This is a genomic window from Spirulina subsalsa PCC 9445 (assembly GCF_000314005.1).
Classification (GTDB): Bacteria; Cyanobacteriota; Cyanobacteriia; order Cyanobacteriales; family Spirulinaceae; genus Spirulina_A; species Spirulina_A subsalsa.
In genome coordinates, this window is record NZ_JH980292.1 from 150,612 (window position 1) to 172,066 (window position 21,455).

16 protein-coding genes and 1 CRISPR repeat array (1 of these 17 only partly in view) are annotated in these 21,455 nt (G+C 46.3%); of the genes, 12 read left to right on the forward strand and 4 right to left on the reverse strand.

Translation table 11 applies throughout. The features are described from left to right. The first annotated feature begins 347 nt into the window (after positions 1–347). The gene (locus tag SPI9445_RS0101160) at positions 348–860 is read left to right on the forward strand and encodes a hypothetical protein (protein WP_017302878.1); all 513 of its coding nucleotides are present in this window, start codon (positions 348–350) and stop codon (positions 858–860) included. A gap of 1,329 nt (positions 861–2,189) precedes the next feature. Here the strand turns inward: SPI9445_RS0101160 and gpmI are convergent. Together gpmI and SPI9445_RS0101170 are read right to left on the reverse strand one after the other, a co-directional pair. Then, positions 2,190–3,788 carry a 2,3-bisphosphoglycerate-independent phosphoglycerate mutase gene (gene gpmI, locus SPI9445_RS0101165; protein WP_017302879.1) on the reverse strand — a complete coding sequence of 533 codons (1,599 nt, stop codon included), beginning with the start codon at positions 3,786–3,788 and terminating at the stop codon, positions 2,190–2,192. A 135-nt stretch (positions 3,789–3,923) separates the two neighbouring features. After that, a complete protein-coding gene (locus SPI9445_RS0101170) occupies positions 3,924–5,261 on the reverse strand; it encodes a TIGR03985 family CRISPR-associated protein (protein ID WP_017302880.1) in 1,338 nt (445 codons plus the stop codon). Positions 5,262–5,510: 249 nt separating this feature from the next. On the opposite strand from SPI9445_RS0101170, the gene SPI9445_RS27200 reads away from it, so the two are divergent. The 5 genes from SPI9445_RS27200 (at position 5,511) to der (ending at position 11,402) form a co-directional block, all read left to right on the forward strand. Further along, the gene (locus SPI9445_RS27200; RefSeq protein ID WP_017302881.1) at positions 5,511–6,953 is read left to right on the forward strand and encodes a CHASE3 domain-containing protein; all 1,443 of its coding nucleotides are present in this window, start codon (positions 5,511–5,513) and stop codon (positions 6,951–6,953) included. A gap of 148 nt (positions 6,954–7,101) precedes the next feature. Next, entirely contained in the window at positions 7,102–7,392 is a 291-nt protein-coding gene (locus tag SPI9445_RS0101180) for an antibiotic biosynthesis monooxygenase (protein ID WP_017302882.1), read from the forward strand. Positions 7,393–7,396: 4 nt separating this feature from the next. Beyond that, positions 7,397–8,587: an iron-containing alcohol dehydrogenase gene (locus tag SPI9445_RS0101185; protein ID WP_017302883.1), complete on the forward strand. Its 1,191-nt coding sequence runs from the start codon at positions 7,397–7,399 to the stop codon at positions 8,585–8,587. A gap of 538 nt (positions 8,588–9,125) precedes the next feature. Continuing rightward, on the forward strand, positions 9,126–9,944 hold the full coding sequence (locus tag SPI9445_RS0101190) for an SDR family NAD(P)-dependent oxidoreductase (protein WP_017302884.1): 819 nt from the start codon (positions 9,126–9,128) through the stop codon (positions 9,942–9,944). 96 nt (positions 9,945–10,040) lie between these two features. Then, positions 10,041–11,402 carry a ribosome biogenesis GTPase Der gene (gene der / locus SPI9445_RS0101195; protein ID WP_017302885.1) on the forward strand — a complete coding sequence of 454 codons (1,362 nt, stop codon included), beginning with the start codon at positions 10,041–10,043 and terminating at the stop codon, positions 11,400–11,402. Between the two features lie 77 nt (positions 11,403–11,479). Here the strand turns inward: der and SPI9445_RS0101200 are convergent, their stop codons facing one another. Further along, a complete protein-coding gene (locus tag SPI9445_RS0101200) occupies positions 11,480–12,124 on the reverse strand; it encodes a DUF3386 domain-containing protein (RefSeq protein ID WP_017302886.1) in 645 nt (214 codons plus the stop codon). A gap of 203 nt (positions 12,125–12,327) precedes the next feature. Between SPI9445_RS0101200 and SPI9445_RS0101205 the strand changes: the two genes are divergently transcribed. From SPI9445_RS0101205 to SPI9445_RS0101215, 3 genes are all read left to right on the forward strand, one after another. Next, the gene (locus tag SPI9445_RS0101205; protein WP_017302887.1) at positions 12,328–13,704 is read left to right on the forward strand and encodes a cobyrinic acid a,c-diamide synthase CobB; all 1,377 of its coding nucleotides are present in this window, start codon (positions 12,328–12,330) and stop codon (positions 13,702–13,704) included. A 59-nt stretch (positions 13,705–13,763) separates the two neighbouring features. Beyond that, positions 13,764–14,432 carry a phosphoribosyltransferase gene (locus SPI9445_RS0101210; RefSeq protein ID WP_017302888.1) on the forward strand — a complete coding sequence of 223 codons (669 nt, stop codon included), beginning with the start codon at positions 13,764–13,766 and terminating at the stop codon, positions 14,430–14,432. 187 nt (positions 14,433–14,619) lie between these two features. Continuing rightward, a complete protein-coding gene (locus tag SPI9445_RS0101215) occupies positions 14,620–14,991 on the forward strand; it encodes a hypothetical protein (RefSeq protein WP_017302889.1) in 372 nt (123 codons plus the stop codon). Positions 14,992–15,080: 89 nt separating this feature from the next. On the opposite strand, the gene SPI9445_RS23870 is transcribed toward SPI9445_RS0101215, so the two are convergent. Beyond that, positions 15,081–15,365: a hypothetical protein gene (locus SPI9445_RS23870; protein WP_164674444.1), complete on the reverse strand. Its 285-nt coding sequence runs from the start codon at positions 15,363–15,365 to the stop codon at positions 15,081–15,083. Positions 15,366–15,527: 162 nt separating this feature from the next. Between SPI9445_RS23870 and SPI9445_RS0101225 the strand changes: the two genes are divergently transcribed. From SPI9445_RS0101225 to gatC, 3 genes are all read left to right on the forward strand, one after another. Further along, entirely contained in the window at positions 15,528–16,442 is a 915-nt protein-coding gene (locus tag SPI9445_RS0101225; RefSeq protein ID WP_017302891.1) for a LysR family transcriptional regulator, read from the forward strand. A gap of 146 nt (positions 16,443–16,588) precedes the next feature. Beyond that, a complete protein-coding gene (locus SPI9445_RS0101230) occupies positions 16,589–17,110 on the forward strand; it encodes a photosystem I assembly protein Ycf3 (protein WP_017302892.1) in 522 nt (173 codons plus the stop codon). A 53-nt stretch (positions 17,111–17,163) separates the two neighbouring features. After that, on the forward strand, positions 17,164–17,457 hold the full coding sequence (gatC, locus tag SPI9445_RS0101235; RefSeq protein WP_017302893.1) for an Asp-tRNA(Asn)/Glu-tRNA(Gln) amidotransferase subunit GatC: 294 nt from the start codon (positions 17,164–17,166) through the stop codon (positions 17,455–17,457). Between the two features lie 280 nt (positions 17,458–17,737). Then, a CRISPR array of direct repeats spans positions 17,738–21,455; the repeat unit is 37 nt; unit sequence GTTGAAATGCTGTATAATGCCTATGAGGTATTGAAAC (it continues 1,535 nt past the right edge of the window).

The window sequence follows — 21,455 nt, forward strand, 5'->3', positions numbered from 1 at the left end:
GTCGGGAATAGGCAATCGTGCCAGTTTTAGATGATCTGTTCCCTGTTAAGAGTTCCCTGTTCCCTTGTTGAGCCTAGCATCTGGTGTTATTCAGCAAGCCATACTGAGCGACAGCGAATCCATGCTAAGATAAATAGATCCTGACCACTAACTCCCAAAGCGAAAACCAAGCTAAAAAGGGCTGTGTTGCAAGAGAAAATTTGGGTCTTAGGAACTAGGACTTCTGCTTGGGGAGGGAAGATAAGACTCGCTATATTTCGGTATAGAAAGCACTTCCCATTGAATCAGGAAGCTCCATCCTCGCGCCTAGGCAGGGTGGGGTAGTTCACTCTAGGAGGGAAACCCTAATGAGCAAACTACGCAATGTATTAATTGGTGCAGGTGTTGCGGCTGTGGGAGCCATCGGCACGAAAAAAGCGGTAGATTATTTCCGCAATAAGAATAAAGAGGAAGTGGTACAAGATAGTCAACCCGATGCAGAACCGACCTCTGCCGCAGAAGTCGCTTATGCTGTGGTTCAAGATGATTCAGTTCAAAAGTTTTTAGATGCTAGTTTTGGCGAGGCTGGGCGCTATGTTCCCACTCGTTCCCCTAAAGTGTTTGATTATCTCGGCAAGCAATATATGGTTATTTGGGCGCGAGATAATAAACAGAATAAAAACCAATTGTTGGCTTTTGTTTATACCGATCAAGGGCGTAAAATGATCGCCAGTGTGGGCTATACTAGCGCAAAAACTGACTATAACTTGAGTTTGGGTGATACTCCCTTTGCCGTGGATGTGAATGGGACGTTGCTCAAAACGGGACAAAGCGAAACTTCTGGCACCAGTGATGTTGATTTTGTGCTGAGTGAGGGGTGATTTACAGTTTTGTTGGGTTACGCTGTCGCTTCACCCAACCTACTAAAAACTGCCCATTTAAAACCCGTCATGCTACGGAAATTAAAGTAGCCATGACGGGTATTGATCGAACGACTGCAATGGAAATTAAGAAAATGAATTAGACGGATAAACTTCTCACTAACTAAGGTTTACAATGGATCAAACACCTTCCTCTATTTTTCGGTCTATTTTTCGGTCTATTTTTCGTGTGATCTTCTGGAAGGATTGCACTCTTTCACCGTTTCAGGTTTGATGATTGTGATTAATTCCTTGACCGTACTATAATCAACCAGACGACCTGAATGATATACCTTCACTTTTCAGATACAACATCATTAGGGTTAAAAAACCCAGTGTATAAATCCAAGGTCGGGGTTAAAAGCAACTGGCAGGTTAATCACCTTAAGGATTGATTGAGATGCAATCTCTATTAACGGACATCGTAGCAGTCCACTGGGGGACTCTGAAAACGAGGCTATGAAGACTCTCCCTCTTGGAGGTTTCCTCTCACGTTCTTCGTTTTCTTTTTCCTCCTTCTACTGTTCTACTTCTCTGTTCTAAATCTACCGCACTTCAGCTATTGGTTTTATGAAAACCCTATTTCCAGCAAACCCCACCCTAGGATTATGAGCCATAGGATTGTGAGCCATTTGCTAGAAATCTAGCTGATCAATAAACAAACACAGACAAATAAACAAGACAAACAAAACAAGTCACGAGGAAACCAAAAATGTGAGGGAGAGGATTATTCAGTTGTATTCAACCTAATCGGAACTCCTAACGAGTAGAACCTCATTCCGGGAACAACTGACCAAGTAACAACTTTGGGATCAATGTTAACTTAAGTTAAAGTCCTGAGTGGAAACAAGTATTGAACATTAAGCTTTCAAACTTGAACCCCTAACTTCAACTCTTAATAAGTTGACTTGAGCAATTTTATAAATTGAACAGGTTCTAATAAAACAGATGGAGTGGAGTTCTGTACTTTACTCGAACAAGTCGTTAAACAAGTCATCTAAACAAGCTGTTAGCTAAACAAGCTGTTAGCCAAACAAATCGTTAGAAGAAGATGTTTAGAAGAAGATGTTTGGATGTTTACCAGATTTTGAGCGGGGGACACAAGCTCAATCCAATCTGATGGTTTTCCGGTTTCGAGGGTTCTGTCCTCGTTGTGTCCACTATTAAACTATCATTTTCGATGCAAAAAGATCAATCTCTGGAGCAAAAACGTTACACTTGTTCATAAACGAGCGAGAAGAGAGGTTAGATAGAACACCCTGCCCTCTCTTCTCGCCTGCACGAATCACCTTATAACCCAACTTTTACCGGGCTGCGGTTGGGACGAACTTCAAACCCAACGGGTTGAAACAAGGAACGTCCGGTCATCTCGGGGGGTTGGGGGAGTTGCAAAATTTCCAAGATGGTGGGGGCGATGTCGCACAAGCGGCCATCATCTCGTAACTGGACTTCGGTGCCGTGACCGGGGATTTTCAGTTTTTCCCCTTCGACTAAAATTAAGGGGACGGGGTTGGTGGTGTGGGCAGTCCAAGGTTTATGATCCTCGGTCCACATATACTCGGCATTGCCATGATCGGCGGTAATTAGCACGGTGCCGCCCATTTTGCTGATGGAGGCTAATAACTGCCCTAAACACCGATCGACCGTTTCAATGGCTTGGATGGCGGCCTCTATGTTCCCGGTATGGCCGACCATATCGGGGTTAGCATAGTTCATGATCACCAGATGATAAATCCCCTTCTCAATGGCCCCACAGGCTAAGTCGGTGACTTTTTGGGCGGACATGGCGGGTTCTTGATCATAGGTGGGAACCCGAGGACTGGGGATTAATTCCCGATCTTCGCCCGGAAAAGGTTGCTCTAAACCGCCATTAAAAAAGTAGGTGACATGGGGGTACTTTTCGGTTTCGGCGGTGCGGAGTTGTCGCATTCCCTGGGCGGCAATGACTTCCCCGAGGATGTTTTTCAGGTTTTGGGGTTCAAAGGCGACGGGGACGGGGAGGGTGGCATCGTATTGAGTGAAGGTGGCAAAGAAGAGGGGATCAAGGCGATCGCGATCAAAGCCATCAAAATCCTCAGAAACAAAAGCCGTCGTTAATTGTCGGGAGCGGTCGGGGCGGAAATTAAAGAAAATCACCCCATCCCCGGCTTCCACAGCCCCGGAAGTAATGCGAGTGGGGGGGATAAACTCATCGGTGATCTCCTGATCATAGTAGCTTTGGATCACCTCTACGGCCGTCCGCCCATCCCCTGTCCCATCTTGGGTTAGGGTGTCGTAGGCCTTTTCGGTACGGTCCCAACGGCGATCGCGATCCATGGCATAATAACGCCCGATCATCGTAGCAATGCGACCGACCCCTATTTTGTTAATATGCGCTTGGACCTGACGTAGCGAGTTAATCCCCTCAGTGGTTTTCGTGTCTCGACCATCCATAAAGGCATGAACACAGACCTCTTTTAACCCTTGGGACTTCGCCAAGTCCAGTAAACCCAATAAATGGGACAGGTGGGAGTGAACCCCCCCTTCTGAACAGAGTCCAAATAGATGTAACTTTCCCCCAGTAGAACGGACTTGTTGGCAAATTTCCACAAGCACTGGATTTTGGAGCAGGGTTCCATCCTCTACTGCATCAGAAATCCGCACTAACTCTTGCGGCACGACTCGTCCTGCGCCTAAATTCAGATGACCCACTTCAGAGTTCCCCATTTGACCTTCGGGTAAACCTACATCCTTGCCTGAAGTGCGAATGAGAGTTCTGGGATACGCTTCCCATAAACTATCCATAACAGGGGTTTTTGCTTCACGGATTGCATTCCCATCCTGACTTTCTCGATAACCCCAGCCATCTAAGATGACTAGCACCGCAGGAGATACTGGTGCTTGTGTCATAGTTGTTACCTTAATATTCATCTCTTACCGACATGATAATACCATGACCTCGGAAAGCGGTTGAAGTTTAAGTAAAGATTTAAGCTACCCCCCACAGAGCAGAGAGGAAAGGGACAAGTGAACAGCCGAAAAAGCTTAATCCGTTGAGTGGTAAAACTTCATTTCTTGCCCTATTTCCTCCCTCATCCTCTGTCGTAAAGACCAAGGGAGTAAGACCTCACAAAAGGGGCGCCAAGCGCGTAAACGCTGGATAACATTGATATCTCCTGCACGATACCAAGCGCAATAGTAGGCATCTTGGGGAGAACGTTGGTCTAGAATTAACCTTAAAGCGACCTGTTGTTCTGGGTTTAATTCTTGCTGGATCAGTATTTTTACTTGCTCCCATTCCACGGGTTTAAACGTGGGGTGACGATGGGTTTGTTGGACATAACGATCATGAAAATCTCGTTCAAAACGCAACAGTAACCGGGTTTTTTGGGCATAAAAATCAAATCCCCAAGCTTCATCAAGGGCTTGAGTAATAATATCCGGTGTGGGGAGAGTTTGACCTTGCCAAGCTTGGGCAAGACTAGGGGGAATCCGTTCATCCTGCCAAGTTACCGCTTGGATTTCTAGCACCCGATCTAAGCGGTAATTATAGAAGGAGTCCTGCAAGTCTGGAGACTGGCCATAGGTGCAAAGATAAACAGCACGACGGACATAATACAGACTAAGGGGGTAAACAATGGGCTGTACTATCTCATTTTGTCGCGCACTTTTGTAGGTGAGAATCAGGGGCGGAATGGGGTCTTTTAACCAGATTTCTCTCAGGGTATAGTGCCAGTCTTCCACCCGGTCTAATTGCTGTTTAGGTACGATATAGTCTACATCGAGAACGAAACGGGGATAGTGATTGAGAGGTGTTTTGAAGGTATCGGCGATCGCACCTAAATCAATATTCAACAAAGGTAAACGGCTAGAATCTTCCTCAGATAAGGGATACAGGGGAAACTCCGTCACCCGATGATAGGCAAAATTATAGTATTCTACCCATCCCAACTCCCTGAGAATCTGTAAGTCTCCCTGTAAGGAACGACGAGTTAAGGCAAATAAGCGCCGTTGTAATAGTTTATCCAATTCTGGGGTTGGGATAGGCGTATGCTGTTGTAAAGACTCTCGCCAAATTTGTTCGGAGTAGTGAGACTCAGAAAATAACCATTGTGCAGTGGTTTTTAGGCAAGCACAACAGTCATCATGAGCGGTGGGAACGATATCCCCAGTGGGATGAGTTGGCGAAAAAAAAGCCTTTCGCCAATCGGCTAAGGTAAAAGCCGAGGGTAATTCTAGTTTAACATTTTCTTCGCCATATAAGGTCTTGAGCCACACCCATAAACGAATGGCACGCAGCAAATTTTGCTTTAAAGACCCTCGGGCTAACCATTGTAGCAGTTCAATTTTAGGATCTAAGTTGAAGTTCGATAGAGAAGTCATCACGGCTGAGACTATTGAGGTTCTCTGTTTATTGTACTGGGAAGGGGATCAAACCTTGGAAATGACTCTAGAACTCTAGTTTTGAAAATTTACATTTTTTATTACACACGATTCAATACACTAACCGTTGTGTAAAGAAAAAACAAGGCGTTGAAGACTCAGATAAACTTTTATGAAAAATTTTGTTAATGGACAATCAAAACAGAAATAATAGGATAAGGCAATAAAACTAGAAGATTGACAGAAACAATGAAAATTAAACAGATTCTACCCATGAGTTTAAGCATCATAGGAATCTTAGTTCTAGCCAGTAGCTTATTAACTCAGAAAGTGAATTCAATGCTAGATGAAACCAATTTCTGGGTTGAGCATACTTATCAAGTGAAAGCGGAGTTAAAGCAACTTGAAAAGATATTAGTGGATGCTGAAACAGGACAGCGCGGCTATATCTATTCTGGAGATCCTACTTTTTTAAGACCTTATAACAACACGGTTAGCGTAATAGACGATCAGATTAAATTGTTATTCAACAAAGTCGCCGATACTCCAACTCAAATTGATAATTTACGAAATCTCAAGGTGTTATCTGACCAAAAAATGGAAGACTTGAAAGCCACAATTGAGTTAAAAAAATCTGGTCAAGAGGAAATATTGAAGCAATGGGTAACATCTGGTCGAGGAATGCAAATCATGGATCAAGTTCGCGAACAAATTGATATCATGTTTGTTGAACAAAACAATCTTTTAGAACAAAGAAAAGATTCTGTTGAGCGAGTAAAAAATATTCATTTATGGATCAATTGGGGTGGCTTTGCTATAATTATTTTACTCAGCTTAACAACTTATGTTATTGTACATAATATTGTTTTGATTCCAGTCCAGTCTATTGTTAAAGCCATTAACAAATCCACTCAAGAAATTATGGTTACAGTGCAGAATCATGAAACCCAAATTTCTGCACAAGCTGGGGCTGTAAATCAAACTACAGCAACAATGGATGAACTGGGAACATCTTTTCAAAATGCCTTTGCTCAAGTCGCGAATAGTTCTCAGTCTGCTACCCAAGCTTTAGCCACTTCAGAGAATGGCAATCAAACGGTTCAGGAAACCCTAGCGGGAATGCACAATTTAAGTGGTCGCATGAATGGTATTTCTGAACAGATTAATTTATTAGCAAATCAAGCGGGTCAAATCGGTACAATTGCGGGTTTAGTGGGAACTTTAGCCAATCAAACCAATATGTTAGCGTTAAACTCTGCGGTGGAAGCGGTGAGAGCAGGCGAACATGGTAAAGGCTTTACTGTTGTGTCGGCAGAAATTCGCAAACTGGCAGAACAAAGTAAACAATCCGCCGATAAAATTAATACATTAGTGGGAGATATTAACCAAGCCATTCATCAAACGGTGTTTAGTAGTGAAAATGGTAAAATGGCTGTGGCTGAAAGTGTAGTTATTGTGGGCAAAACAGCTTCCGCGTTTGAGGGAATTAATGATGCTATTGCTAATGTAGTTGACAATAGCCAACAGGTGACAGTGAATATTCAACAGCAGAATGTGGCAATTCAGCAAGTTGTGGAAGCGATGAACTCAATTAAAGAGACTTCTTATTCCATTGTGGCTGGAATTACCCAAACGAAATCTGAGGTAGATCGTCTGAAAGAAATTGCGGTTCAATTACAACAAATGATCTAGGATTTTTCTTGAAGTTAAAAATAGGTCTAGGGTGCATCAAATTAGAGTCATATTAACTCTATGTATGAATATTTTTTACAAAACCTTGACGTAGTTAGTCAAATAATATTAGTTTTTTGACAATATTTTAGTGGGTACTGAAAAAGTCATGATTGTTACTTGTGTTTATGTCTGGGTTAAGCCGGAAAATGTAGAGGATTTTATTCAAGCCACGAAGATCAATCACGAAAACTCGATTCAAGAACCCGAGAATAGACGTTTTGATATTTTGCAAGATCCCCAAGATCCAACGGCGTTTATATTGTATGAAGCCTATGCCAGTGAAGCGGGTGCGGTGGCTCATAAACAAACGGAACATTATTTAACGTGGCGGAAAACAGTAGAACCTTGGATGGCGAAGGCGCGTCAAGGGATTCCCTATACAGTGATTGCACCTTAAACCGATGATGAATCCTTTTAATTTTGCTAAAGTTCCTCCCCTCTATTTGGGACAGGGGAAACTGCAATTGTTGCCCCAGTTGATGCAGTCTTATGGCAGGGGGGAATCCTTGCGGGTGTTGTGGGTGACAGGGAAAAGTTCTCTGCAAAAATCGGGTCAGGAGGCAAGAGTTGAAAGCTTGTTGGGGCAAGGAGGGGAGGTGGTGGGGCGGGTGTTTTGTGAACAAGAACCCACCACCGAATGGATTGATCACTGCTGCGAAACCTACCGCCCCCAACAGATTAATCTTGTCGTCGGCATTGGGGGAGGGAGTGTGATTGATGCGGGAAAAGCCATTTCTGCTATGTTGCCCCATGAGAATTCAATTTTTGATCATCTTGAAGGGGTGGGCAAGGGCATCCCCCACAGTGGGATAAAAGTCCCCTATCTCGCCATTCCCACCACCTCCGGCACAGGGAGCGAGGCGACGAAAAACGCCGTGATTAGTCAGGTTGGCCCCCAAGGGTATAAGAAATCCTTGCGTCACGATCATTTGATTCCCGATGGGGTGATTATTGATGGGGATTTGTTGACCTCCTGCCCACCTGAAATTACGGCCTCTTGTGGGATGGATGCCTTTACCCAACTCTTGGAACCCTATCTTTCCCCTACCGCTTCCCCCCTCAGTGATGTTTTGGCCTGGAGTGGTCTTAAAATCATCTCCCGTAACCTCCTCAAGGCTTGTGGAGAGGGCGCCCAAGATCCCCAAGTGCGGGAAAGCATGGCCTATGCTTCCTTTCTCTCTGGTGTCGCCTTGGCGAATGCTGGATTGGGGATTGTTCACGCCCTCGCCTCTCCCCTCGGTGGGTATTTCCCCATTCCCCACGGTGTCATCTGTGGCACTTTGATGGCGGCGGCGGTACGGGTGAACTGGCAAGCTCTGCAAAACCGGGATCCCCATCATCCGGCGGTGGGGAAAATGGTCCAATTGGGGCAGTGGATGAGTCAGGAGGAGGGCAAATCTCCGGGCTATTACGGTGATTTTTTAGTGCAAGAATTAGAAAACTGGACAGAACAGTTAAAAATCCCCCGTTTAGGTGAATATGGTGTCACAGAAGGGGATTTAGGGCGAATTTTAGCCCAAACCACTAACCGCAATAATCCCATTGCCCTAAATTTTGGAGAAATTCAGGAATTGTTACAAGCGCGCTTGTAGATCCAAGAGGTTTGGGGAGACTTCACCCCCTGTAAGTTCCCCAAACCCTTTTGCCGTCTAGCATTAAGGTAATTCGGGAAACAATGTTAGAAAAAAGTTATTAAAAAATGTTGCCGATACTTGATTTACTTGCTAAAGTGTGCATAGAACAAAATTCTGGTTAACCTTTCCGACAGAAGGCTGCGCCAACACATTAAGGAGGTATGTTCAAAATGTTCCTTTCCTTCGTTATCACTTACGGGTTTCTCTTCTGAGTTCGACTGTTCTGAACCTAGAGCAGTTTTGAACCCAACCCCGTATTTACTCAGGATGTCCGAACAAGACCTGAATATACGGCCGAGTGGCACTGCTGCCGTGAGGGATTACTCGGTTCGCTAAACACTATCCTTTACCCAACACGAGAACCGGATTCCCTTTCAACGCAGCCATCACATAGGTTCTGATAACCTCTTGACCTAGTTTTTTCAACTGGGGAGTAATGGTGTGCCATTACGCCAACCAGAGGCATACAGAACGCATTAATTGGAGGTTTTCCACCATGAAACATTTGCAGAATAAAGTCGCTCTCATCACGGGGGCATCTCGGGGTATTGGGCGCGCTATTGCCCTTGAACTGGCACGTTGCGGGGTAAAACGTATCTTGTTAGTTGCCCGTAGTCGTCAAAAATTAACCGAAGTCGCCCAAGAAATCGAGGCTTTGGGCGTGGAGGCCATGACCTTGGCTTTGGATCTCACGGAAACTCAGGCCGTGGACATTGCCATTGCGCGGGCTTGGCGCAACTATGGACCGATTCATATCTTGATTAACTGTGCTGGTGTGGCCTATCAACAGTCCTTTTTGCGATCGCAACCCTCCCAAGTCCAGGCCGAATTTTCCCTCAACGTTTTGGGAACCTATTCCCTCACCCGTCTAATTGCCCGACGGATGGCCGCCTACCGTGAGGGAACTATCGTCAACGTATCCAGCTTGATGGGGAAAGTGGCCGCCCCCACCATGTCCACCTATTCCGCCAGTAAATTCGCCCTGCTGGGTTTAACCCAGGCCCTACGCCAAGAACTCGCCCCCTATAATATTCGGGTGATGGCGCTCTTGCCCTCCCTGACTGACACCGATATGGTGCGAGGAATGAAGTTATTCCGGGGACTCTCGCCCATGACACCGGAACAAGTGGCTAAAGGCTTAGTGAAAGGATTGCGCCAAAACCGCGCCGAGATTGTAGTGGGGTGGCAAAGTCATCTGGCCCTTCTCTGTCAACGCTTTGCCCCTTGGGTTTTGGAGGGGGTGTTAAAAGTCAGCGCCCCTCCCCTGTTCCCCCAACGGCCTCCTGTGGCAGAATTGCCCTCTAGTTCCGTGTAATCTCCATGAATTAACCCCATTCCCCCCCAAAACTCGCTAGGATAGAAGATCGGAAACTCGTCTGTTCCGACTCAATTTTTTCTGGGTATTCTTGTGATGTCTCTTCCTATTGTTGCTGTGATTGGCCGCCCGAATGTAGGGAAATCTACCTTAGTCAATCGCTTGGCTATTAGTCGTAACGCCATTGTCCATGATGAACCGGGGATTACCCGCGATCGCACTTATCAGCCCGCCTTCTGGCAAGATCGGGATTTTCTGGTTGTGGATACCGGGGGGTTAGTCTTTGATGATGATACGGAATTTTTGCCCCTGATTCGGGAACAGGCGATCGCTGCACTCCAAGAAGCCCAAGCCGCCATCTTCGTTGTAGATGGTCAAACCGGCCCCTCCCCAGCCGATGAAGAAATTGCCCAATGGTTACGGCAACAGTCCGTCCCCGTCGTCCTCGCCGTCAACAAATGCGAATCTCCCGAACAGGGACTAATCCAAGGCGCGCAATTTTGGGAACTTAACCTCGGTGAACCCTATCCCCTCTCTGCCATCCACGGCAACGGCACAGGAGAACTCTTAGATCAACTGATTACCCACCTGCCCCCTCCCGAAGATATCCCGGAAGCCCCCCCAGAAACCAAAGTCGCCATAGTCGGCCGTCCCAACGTTGGCAAATCCACCCTCCTCAACGCCCTGACTGGGGAATCCCGCGCCATCGTTAGCCCTATTTCCGGCACCACCCGGGACACCATTGATATGGTTGTAGAACGCAACGGCACAACCTATCGTCTCATCGACACCGCAGGCATCCGCAAAAAGAAAAATGTGGAATACGGGGCGGAGTTTTTCAGCATTAACCGCGCTTTCAAGGCCATCCGACGGAGTGATGTGGTGTTATTGGTTATTGATGCTGTAGATGGTGTGACGGAGCAAGATCAAAAACTGGCTAACCGCATCATGGAAGAAGGACGGGCGGCCGTGATTATTGTCAATAAATGGGATGCTATTGAAAAGGACTCCTACACCATTTATGATTACGAGCAGCAAGTTCGAGATCGTCTGTACTTTTGTGATTGGGCTGAAACCCTGTTTATTAGTGCCATGACGGGGCAGCGGGTGGAACGAATTCTAGAATTAGTAGATCGGGCGGCTGAATCTCATCAGCGCCGTGTGACAACGGCGGTGATTAATGAAGTTCTCGAAGAGGCATTAAAGCGCCACAGTCCGCCGACGACTCGCCAAGGGAAACAGGGGAAAATTTACTATGGAACTCAAGTGAGTACCCGACCTCCGGCTATTGCTTTATTTGTCAATGATCCCAAGCGCTTCAATGAGAACTATCGCCGTTATATTGAGAAGCAATTCCGCCAACAGTTGGCTTTTCCGGGGACTCCTATCCGTTTCTTTTGGCGTGGGAAAAAGGTGCGCGATGTGGAACGGAGTGCCAATCGAGCAACCAAAGTTTGAACGCTTTGACTGCCCAAATTTTTTTCCGACTGATCCCCTATCGCATCGAGGGATTACGATAGGGGGGTTCTCGGCAGTTATGCTAAAAACTGAAAATTGGAGAAAATAAACTCTTGTTGAGAAACTTGGCCTTCCGTTTCTGTCACAATTAGACGACGATTGAGAATAAAATAATCCCCGACCTTTTCATACTCATCCTCAAACTTGCTATAACCGCCCTTTTGCTCCCCGGTTTTGGGGTCATGATAAATGGAGTCATAGGTGTGGGAGAGATATCCTTCCCCAGTGTCATGGGTGCTAAAGGTATGAATGGTGACTACAACACCGTGAATCTGGCGGTGGACAAGGGAAACCTCGTTATTTTTCACTTCATAGCGATCGCCTGCATTTTTCCCCCCGACAAAAATCTCTACAGAACTATCGGGTTTCGTTTCCCCATAACTAAAGGTATTCTGGCCATGAGTTTGTTCAAAGGTGCGACGAATGCGGTGAATGGCAATCTCCCACAATTGACCATGAATGGCCTTTTGTGCGGCTTCATCGGCCACCCCAGAGACTTCCGCTTTGAGATCTGCCGTCACGCGTACCTGACCCTGAAAAACTTGGTCATCCTGTTTATAGGTAATATCTGCGGTATAGCCCGGAAAATTAGCATCCCAAGTGTAGCGATTCTCGTAGGCCGAACGAAATAAATCTTGCGCTGTAGTTTGAGTAACGGTCATCAATCAACCTCCTGATACTTGCTTAGATTGCCCGTTCCCTATTCTACCGCGAATTGCAGGCTGAGGTCTGAGCAAGCCATTGCCGGATTTTCCGCCCAACTCCTGAACTTTTTTTCCCTGTACTCTGATCAAGATTGTCGGGACAACCCCATCCCTTCTAGGAGGGGTAAAGTAATAGTGTTCACTGATTACTGTATAACCCAATGGCCTTAATTATTGCAGGGGAACGGTCGGGGGTGGGAAAAACCACTGTCACACTGGCGATGCTGGCTTTTTTGGCGCAACAAGAAGCGAAGGTGCAATCTTTCAAGGTGGGGCCCGATTATATTGACCCCATGTTTCATAGTTTGATTACAGGTCGCCCCTGTCGCAACCTCGACCCGGTGTTAACGTCTGAAGACTATGTAAAAGCCTGTTTTGCTCGCCATAGTCAAGGGGTGAAGTATAACCTCATTGAGGGGGTGATGGGGTTATTTGATGGGGTTCCCCTGACGTTGCCTGACTATGGGAGTACCGCCCACATTGCGCGACTGTTAAGGATTCCCGTCCTGTTGGTCTTAGATTGTAGTCGCCTGTCGGGTTCCATTGCGGCGATCGCACAAGGTTACTGTAACTTTGATCCCCAGGTCAAGATTGCCGGACTCATTCTCAATCGAGTGGCTAGCCCCCGCCATCAAGCCCTGCTGGAAAATGCCCTAGAACCCCTCTCCATTCCCATTTTGGGCATTTTAAACCGTCAGGACGCTTTAACCATCCCAGATCGTCATCTGGGGCTAGTCCCAACGGATGAATTAACCGACCTGCACCGCCTATTTGACCAATTGGCCACCCTCGCTCAAACCGCTTTCCGGTGGTCTACCCTCTTACCCCTGCTGGCGGATACCCAGCCCTCGGGATCTCCCCCAGCGACACCCCCCGCGCCCCCGACTCCCCCGGTTCGGATTGCCATTGCTCGCGATCGCGCTTTTAATTTCTATTACCCTGATAATCTCGACATACTGAGAGAACAGGGGGCGGAATTGGTCTTTTGGAGTCCCTTAGAAGAAGCCCACCTGCCCCCCGACATTCAAGGCCTTTACCTCGGGGGGGGATTTCCCGAAGTCTTCGCCCCAGCCCTGGCCGCCAATCAAACTCTCCGGCAAGGCCTCCTGAAAACCCTCCGCCAAGGTTTGCCCACCTATGCCGAATGTGGGGGCTTAATGTACCTGTGCCGGAGTATTACTAACTTTGCGGGGGAAACTTGGCCGATGGTGGGTTTATTGCCCAGTGAGGCTCAAATGGGGCAGCGTTTAACCTTGGGCTATCGTCAGATTACCGCCCTTCAATCTACCCCCCTCCTTACTTGTGGTCAAAGCCTTTGGGGGCATGAGTTCCACCGTTCTCAACTCACGGTTTCCCCTCACTCTCCCCTCTTGGCAAGCCAAAGTTATCACCCCAACAGTCCCATCCTGACGGAAGGCTGGAAAATGCACCAAGTCCACGCTTCCTATATTCATCTGCACTGGGGCGGTCATCCTGAATTGCCCCAACGGTTTTTAAGGGCTTGTCGGCAGTATAAAATGAATTTCCCCTCGGCTTAAGAGGGCTAGATTGCCTTTACAATAGGAAGAAGAAGCCTCAAAAGAGAAAGGGAGGCCCGATGAAACTGTTAGAAGATCGAAAACAAGCTGGGTTTTTGTTGGCGCAAAAACTGAAACAACACCATCCAGAACTCTTTGTACCGGAGACAAATCAAGGGGTTTGGGTGTTAGCCCTGCCGAGGGGAGGGGTTCCCGTTGCCCACGAAATCGCCCAAGCGTTACAGGTCCCGTTAGAGGTCTGTTTAGTGCGAAAATTGGGGACTCCGGGGAATCGGGAATTGGCGATGGGGGCGATTGGTTTGGGGGGGGCGCAAGTCTTGAATACCAGTGTCATTGAGTCTCATGGGATTTCATCTGATGCGATCGCCCAAATCACAGCCACCGAGGAGCAAGAATTACATCGGCGCGATCGCCTTTATCGTGGCAATCACCCCTGGCCTTGTTTCCAAAATCAGACCCTAATCCTAGTGGATGATGGTGTCGCCACCGGATCCACCCTTTACGCGGCCTTAACGCTCTTAAAGCCCCAACAGCCTAAACAGATTATCATTGCTGTCCCCGTCTTACCCTTTGTCGTCTATCGGGAATTGCAACGGGAAGTTGATGATGTAGTCTATTTAGACACCCCAGAACCTTTTTACTGTATCAGTCCGTGGTACGAGGATTTTCACCAACTCAGTGATCAAGAAGTTTGTGACTTATTGCACCGGGATCTCGTCGTGCCTTGAAATTTCCAGTCCGACTGGGACCCCTCCAACCAAAAAACTTAATGTTCTCTCAAAGCCCCACCCCCTCAAGGATATCCTCTCCCCTCGGGAAAAATACTCTGGCGCAATTCTCCTAAACTCGCTAAATTTGGAGTGTTGATTCATATTTTCCTCAGTCTTACGCTATCACTAGCGTCTCCCCTACCCTATGAGCGCCTTACCGATTCCTCAATTTGAACTACAAAGCCCTTTAGAATTGGCTCAATTCCTACAGTCGGCCAAAACATGGCGGGAAGTTGAGGCGCTCACCACGAGTTACCCTCATCTGAAAGTGGCCGCTTGGGAAGTACTCACAGACGAGGAAAAGGAGCGTCTCAAGACCTTAAAACAGTGGCAGGATTTCGCCATTGCCCAGAAGTTCCCCATTGGTTGCACAGTACAACGGATTGACGATACAGAACATCTAACGGGGGAAGTGATTCAATATTGGCGCGCTTATGGGGTGGAGTATGTGACGTTTAAGGTCGGGTCAGATTATGACTGGTGTCGGGGGAGTTTGTTGGAGAAGGTGTCTAGTTAGGGAACGGGGAATCGGGTGTCGGGAGTTGATTAGTCTTCCCTATTCCCTATTCCCCGTTCCCTGTTCCCCGTTCCCTGTTCCCCCACACTCTAACGAGCATAACGCTGTTCTAACCAGACTCTGACATCCTGTTCAGAGGTGAATTGGTCTTTTTCTTGACTCAGGGGGTCATAAACATGATAAAAAACGTCACCTTGAGCATTTTTCTTAACAATGATTCTCGGCTCATTACTTTGAATCATAAACTGAACAAAATCTGTGAAAAATTGATGAAGGATCGAACCAAAATTAATTCTATTCGGGGTTTTTGCGTCTTTTTTAACTAAAGAATAGTCAAGATTTGTAGAGTTTTGTGTTGTGGCTACAGGCATCATATTCATCTGCTCCCCTTGCGGTTTAGGAATCTATAAACACTCTAACCAGTGAAGAATTAAATATACAACAGATGACATCGATAGGTTCTATCGATAAAATTAATAGATAAAAAGAAATTCCCCTCCCACAATAACAGTAGGCTTGGGTCGCTTAGGAGAAGTATGCAGAAAATCAATCCCTATAACCTAAAAATCTCGCAACTCCGGGCTTTTGTCACTGTGGCAGAGGAAGGGAACTTTAGCGCGGCGGCGTTACGGCTAGAATTGTCGCAATCTACCATTAGTCACGCGATCGCCAACTTAGAAGAAGAACTGGGCGTACAACTGCTGAAACGGGGGCGGCACGGGGCGCAACTCACCCCCATTGGCTACAATATTCTGCAACAAGCGCGGCAAGTTCTCGACCTGTTGGATAGTATTGCCAATGAAGCCAATCACGCCAAAGGACTAGAAGGGGGAGAGGTGAAAATCGCAGCCTTTCGTAGTGTTGCGACGAATATTTTACCCAGTGCGATCGCCCGCCTCCACCGCCACTATCCTCAAATTACCCTCACCATCTATGAATTCGATGCTCAACAAGACATTGAAAAACTGCTCAGACGGCAAGAAGTAGATATCGCCATCGGAGACGTAATTGTAGGCGACGACATCGAAAGCTGGGAACTCCTCGAAGACGACTATATAATTCTCCTCCCCCCCCATGCCACCCCCCAAGACAACCAAATCAACTGGCAAGAACTCGCCAGTTATCCCCTCATCGTCTCCGCCTCCGGCTCCTGCTGTCTGCGCACTGGGCAATGTATCGAACAATCCCCCATCCCCCTCACCATCGCCTACCGCATCCGGGAAGACTCCACCATGATCAGCATGGTACAGCAAGGCCTCGGCGCTGCCATCCTGCCCCGTCTCGCCGCCGCCCCCATTCCAAGCGGCTTACAAGTCTGTCGTCTCCCCTACTACCTCTCCCGCACCTTGGGGCCTTCCATCTTAAAAAATGCCCTCCACTCCCCCGCCGTTTTCGCCTTCCTCGATGCTCTCCGTAATACTGGACAATTCCGGCAAGCCCTAGCGGGGTGAATGGCGCCCAAGCGCAACTACGAGCCTGGGGAATTGGCGCTCAAGCGCAACTACGAACTAATGTTGCGGTGAAAAACTGACTCAAACTTGCCCAAACAAGCTAGGATGAATAATCGATGATTTAACCAAAACCTTATTTAAAAACCATGCCACGCACCCAACGCAACGATAACTTTATAGATAAAAGCTTTACCGTCATGGCAGACTTAATCCTGAAAATGCTGCCGACCAATCAACAAGCGAAAGAAGCTTTTGCCTACTACCGAGATGGGATGTCCGCCCAAGCTGACGGAGAATATGCCGAAGCGCTGGAAAACTATCAAGAAGCCCTGAAACTAGAAAACGACGCGAACGACCGCAGTTATATTTTGTACAACATGGGCTTGATTTATGCCAGTAACGGCGAACACGAGAAAGCCCTAGGATTTTATCATGAAGCCATTGACCTCAACCCCAAAATGCCCCAAGCCTTGAATAATATCGCCGTAATTTATCATTACCAAGGGGAACGGGCGAAGGAAGCAGGCAACGAAGACGAAGGAGAAGCCCTTTTTGACCGGGCGGCCGAGTATTGGAAACAGGCCATCCGCATTGCTCCCAACAATTACATTGAAGCCCAAAACTGGCTTAAAACCAGTGGACGCTCAGAAATGGATGTATTTTTCTAATGATCCATCCTTAACTATCAATTATCAATTGTATTCATCACCCCACGATTACCATGTTAGACCGCGAACAAGTCCATAAAGTGGCTCATCTTGCCCGTTTAGACTTAACACCGGAGGAAGAAACGGCTTTTACCCAACAATTGAGCAGCATTTTGGACTATTTCGAGCAACTCGAAGAATTAGACACGGACAACGTTCCTCCCACGACTCGCGCTATTGAGATTAGCAACGTCACTCGGCCGGATACTTTAAGGACGATGGAAGACCGGGAGAAGATGCTACAAGAAGCACCGGAACAAGAGGGGGATTTTTTCCGAGTCCCTCAAATCCTCAGTACAGAGGATTAGGGACTGATCTTTTCACCCTACCCTATCCCACGATGAGGGGATTTCCCCCAATTTGCGCGACGGGGTAGGTGTTTTTTTTTGGCTTTGGACAGATTCGGCTGAAAGGCTTGGGGGGATTGGGTTTGATGGGGGTGGTCAAGTTGAGGGTGTCGCGCACCTTACAGGGCAAGGGTTTCAGCCGTTTCTTGCTTTTGCTGGGAGGCTGTGTTATAGTTTTGGGGTGGGTGTCGCGCAAGTCAAGCGGGAAAACCAGATAGAGTAACGCTTTCAGGCTGCCGCAGTTGAAATGCTGTATAATGCCTATGAGGTATTGAAACGGGTAAGTTGCTGTCATTGAGTAAGGGGTCAGTTTTGGTTGAAATGCTGTATAATGCCTATGAGGTATTGAAACGTAATTCTGACGTAGTTTTCCAGTCCCCCGGCTCTGTTGAAATGCTGTATAATGCCTATGAGGTATTGAAACTGACGAAACCACACCAGGACTTAGTAGCCAAGAGTTGAAATGCTGTATAATGCCTATGAGGTATTGAAACCTACCGAATCAATGAGGACAGGGTGTCCAAGATGAGTTGAAATGCTGTATAATGCCTATGAGGTATTGAAACGCGTTGAGGGCAGTCTCCTGTATGGCTGCGTTGGGTTGAAATGCTGTATAATGCCTATGAGGTATTGAAACGCACCTTTGGGTTCGTGCCAGATTCTTTTGTCGTTGTGTTGAAATGCTGTATAATGCCTATGAGGTATTGAAACTGTGTTTAGGATGATTAGTGTTGATGGCTATGTTGTTGAAATGCTGTATAATGCCTATGAGGTATTGAAACCGAAACTACCAAAGGAGAAGTACGGGCGTTCTATGGTTGAAATGCTGTATAATGCCTATGAGGTATTGAAACAGGCTTTTAGAGGAAGCCAACGCCGATGAAGCCGTTGAAATGCTGTATAATGCCTATGAGGTATTGAAACACAATGAACCCATGCTTAGTTACCCATCTCTACCTATGAAAGTTGAAATGCTGTATAATGCCTATGAGGTATTGAAACCTGTCCAGCCGCCCTGAAATCCCGCGACGGAGTTGAAATGCTGTATAATGCCTATGAGGTATTGAAACGGTAGTGGGGAAGGCGAAGGGCGATCGCCTCTCGGTTGAAATGCTGTATAATGCCTATGAGGTATTGAAACTCTGTATTTAAGGTTAGAACTCCCGCCCCGTATAGTGTTGAAATGCTGTATAATGCCTATGAGGTATTGAAACAGATTACCTACTAGGCAGTTCGCGCTACGATACGTTGAAATGCTGTATAATGCCTATGAGGTATTGAAACTCCTTTAGATAACTATCTTCTCTCAAAAAAAATGGTTGAAATGCTGTATAATGCCTATGAGGTATTGAAACAAACAAGGCTAGGAGCAACCATTGTGATGGCTGCGTTGAAATGCTGTATAATGCCTATGAGGTATTGAAACCTTCCAGCCAGAAGGGCGGAAAGAGACGGAGGAAGCGGTTAAGTTGAAATGCTGTATAATGCCTATGAGGTATTGAAACTGGAAACTGCTATCCGAGAGATAGCACTCTTGTAAATTTGTTGAAATGCTGTATAATGCCTATGAGGTATTGAAACGAGGAGAAGTCAGGGAGAATTTATAACACGCCGATTAAGGTTGAAATGCTGTATAATGCCTATGAGGTATTGAAACAAAACAGATGCGGCAAACTTAGGATCTGACAAAAGTTGAAATGCTGTATAATGCCTATGAGGTATTGAAACTGACTTTCGATGGGTGACAGACCTTCTTAAGGATTACGGGTGTTGAAATGCTGTATAATGCCTATGAGGTATTGAAACTTTTATTATTAGTCCCATGTGACAATAACATCGAGTTGAAATGCTGTATAATGCCTATGAGGTATTGAAACGGGTTCAGGCCCGGGGGCAAAACTGCCTAAGAGGCCGCGTTGAAATGCTGTATAATGCCTATGAGGTATTGAAACAGCCTCACCAGCAGACCCCGGACTGGGATAACCGTTGAAATGCTGTATAATGCCTATGAGGTATTGAAACTAATCTGTCTTATGTCGCTCGGATCAACGTAATGTTGATCACGACGTTGAAATGCTGTATAATGCCTATGAGGTATTGAAACGCTGATGGGTTGAATGAAAACACGCTTGTGCTAAAGTTGAAATGCTGTATAATGCCTATGAGGTATTGAAACAGACCAACCCAACACCAATAAACCTTAGACCCAGTTGAAATGCTGTATAATGCCTATGAGGTATTGAAACCAGGACTCCGTTCTGGTACAGAATCATCCCCCGTGTTGAAATGCTGTATAATGCCTATGAGGTATTGAAACGAAACAAGGGGAGAACCACATCCGATGGATAGGTTGAAATGCTGTATAATGCCTATGAGGTATTGAAACAAGCAACACCTACAGGAGGAGAAATCATGCCAGTTGAAATGCTGTATAATGCCTATGAGGTATTGAAACAATACCCAACGAAATGTAAAGAGCATAATCGGTAGTTGAAATGCTGTATAATGCCTATGAGGTATTGAAACTCAGCTACAAATATTGACCAGTATGCGGCCAGTTGAAATGCTGTATAATGCCTATGAGGTATTGAAACCCCATCATTGCACCTTGAAGGTCTTTCCCCGTGTGTCCTGTTGAAATGCTGTATAATGCCTATGAGGTATTGAAACTGAGAAACAGGCGGCAGCAGCGTTTCAAGCCGGGGTTGAAATGCTGTATAATGCCTATGAGGTATTGAAACATTGAAAAGAAGACAGCATGAGGAAAAAACACCCGGTTGAAATGCTGTATAATGCCTATGAGGTATTGAAACGCCCAAGCGGTGCAACGCGCCGCCCAAGCCAAAGTTGAAATGCTGTATAATGCCTATGAGGTATTGAAACCCAAGCCAGTGATTCCGCATCTTGCCCCGTTGTGGAGAGTTGAAATGCTGTATAATGCCTATGAGGTATTGAAACGATTTTTCCCTCGGGGATGGGTGCATCAGGTGCGAGTTGAAATGCTGTATAATGCCTATGAGGTATTGAAACCGTTTTCCGCTCGGAGTGCGCTTGCTCCAGAGTCGGTAAGTTGAAATGCTGTATAATGCCTATGAGGTATTGAAACGTAGTAAGCACGCTCCGATATTTTGGCGACTCGGGGGGTTGAAATGCTGTATAATGCCTATGAGGTATTGAAACCTTGGCAAGTTTTCCCTCTGCTGATGCCAGCTTAGTTGAAATGCTGTATAATGCCTATGAGGTATTGAAACCCACCCGAAGGCAATCCACGCCACAAACTGAGCGACTCTGTAGTTGAAATGCTGTATAATGCCTATGAGGTATTGAAACTTGTACTGCCTTGGGTGGGCTGCGCAAGGATTACCGTTGAAATGCTGTATAATGCCTATGAGGTATTGAAACAATATGTGCAAGGATGGGGGGGGAGACAATCCCCGTTGAAATGCTGTATAATGCCTATGAGGTATTGAAACGAAAAGAAAAACTCAGTTGTATTTATCCGGTTGCTAGTTGAAATGCTGTATAATGCCTATGAGGTATTGAAACTTGAATGCCTTCAAGTAGAGATTGACTACTTGAGTTGAAATGCTGTATAATGCCTATGAGGTATTGAAACTGATGATCTGTCCTGCAAGCTCTTTAAGAAGAAAGTTGAAATGCTGTATAATGCCTATGAGGTATTGAAACATCATCGTCTCCAGTCAACGTGCAACTTGTTGATGTTGAAATGCTGTATAATGCCTATGAGGTATTGAAACAAGGAAGCTTAAACCCTTACTGGGAGAGGGTTTGTTGAAATGCTGTATAATGCCTATGAGGTATTGAAACCAATCACATCAATCTCTTTAACCGACTTCACGATTGAAAGTTGAAATGCTGTATAATGCCTATGAGGTATTGAAACTCTATAATTAGTAGGCATTATTTTTTAACTCAGTAAATTGTTGAAATGCTGTATA

Excerpts from the sequence above, each read along its gene's own strand:
- SPI9445_RS0101180 (WP_017302882.1), top strand. The coding sequence starts at position 7,102 with ATGATTGTTACTTGTGTTTATGTCTGGGTTAAGCCGGAAAATGTAGAG.
- gpmI (WP_017302879.1), bottom strand. The coding sequence starts at position 3,788 with ATGACACAAGCACCAGTATCTCCTGCGGTGCTAGTCATCTTAGATGGC.
- SPI9445_RS0101200 (WP_017302886.1), bottom strand. The coding sequence starts at position 12,124 with ATGACCGTTACTCAAACTACAGCGCAAGATTTATTTCGTTCGGCCTAC.
- SPI9445_RS27200 (WP_017302881.1), top strand. The coding sequence starts at position 5,511 with ATGAAAATTAAACAGATTCTACCCATGAGTTTAAGCATCATAGGAATC.
- der (WP_017302885.1), top strand. The coding sequence starts at position 10,041 with ATGTCTCTTCCTATTGTTGCTGTGATTGGCCGCCCGAATGTAGGGAAA.
- SPI9445_RS0101210 (WP_017302888.1), top strand. The coding sequence starts at position 13,764 with ATGAAACTGTTAGAAGATCGAAAACAAGCTGGGTTTTTGTTGGCGCAA.
- SPI9445_RS0101190 (WP_017302884.1), top strand. The coding sequence starts at position 9,126 with ATGAAACATTTGCAGAATAAAGTCGCTCTCATCACGGGGGCATCTCGG.
- gatC (WP_017302893.1), top strand. The coding sequence starts at position 17,164 with ATGTTAGACCGCGAACAAGTCCATAAAGTGGCTCATCTTGCCCGTTTA.
- SPI9445_RS0101205 (WP_017302887.1), top strand. The coding sequence starts at position 12,328 with ATGGCCTTAATTATTGCAGGGGAACGGTCGGGGGTGGGAAAAACCACT.
- SPI9445_RS0101225 (WP_017302891.1), top strand. The coding sequence starts at position 15,528 with ATGCAGAAAATCAATCCCTATAACCTAAAAATCTCGCAACTCCGGGCT.
- SPI9445_RS0101185 (WP_017302883.1), top strand. The coding sequence starts at position 7,397 with ATGATGAATCCTTTTAATTTTGCTAAAGTTCCTCCCCTCTATTTGGGA.
- SPI9445_RS0101215 (WP_017302889.1), top strand. The coding sequence starts at position 14,620 with ATGAGCGCCTTACCGATTCCTCAATTTGAACTACAAAGCCCTTTAGAA.
- SPI9445_RS0101230 (WP_017302892.1), top strand. The coding sequence starts at position 16,589 with ATGCCACGCACCCAACGCAACGATAACTTTATAGATAAAAGCTTTACC.
- SPI9445_RS0101160 (WP_017302878.1), top strand. The coding sequence starts at position 348 with ATGAGCAAACTACGCAATGTATTAATTGGTGCAGGTGTTGCGGCTGTG.
- SPI9445_RS0101170 (WP_017302880.1), bottom strand. The coding sequence starts at position 5,261 with ATGACTTCTCTATCGAACTTCAACTTAGATCCTAAAATTGAACTGCTA.
- SPI9445_RS23870 (WP_164674444.1), bottom strand. The coding sequence starts at position 15,365 with ATGATGCCTGTAGCCACAACACAAAACTCTACAAATCTTGACTATTCT.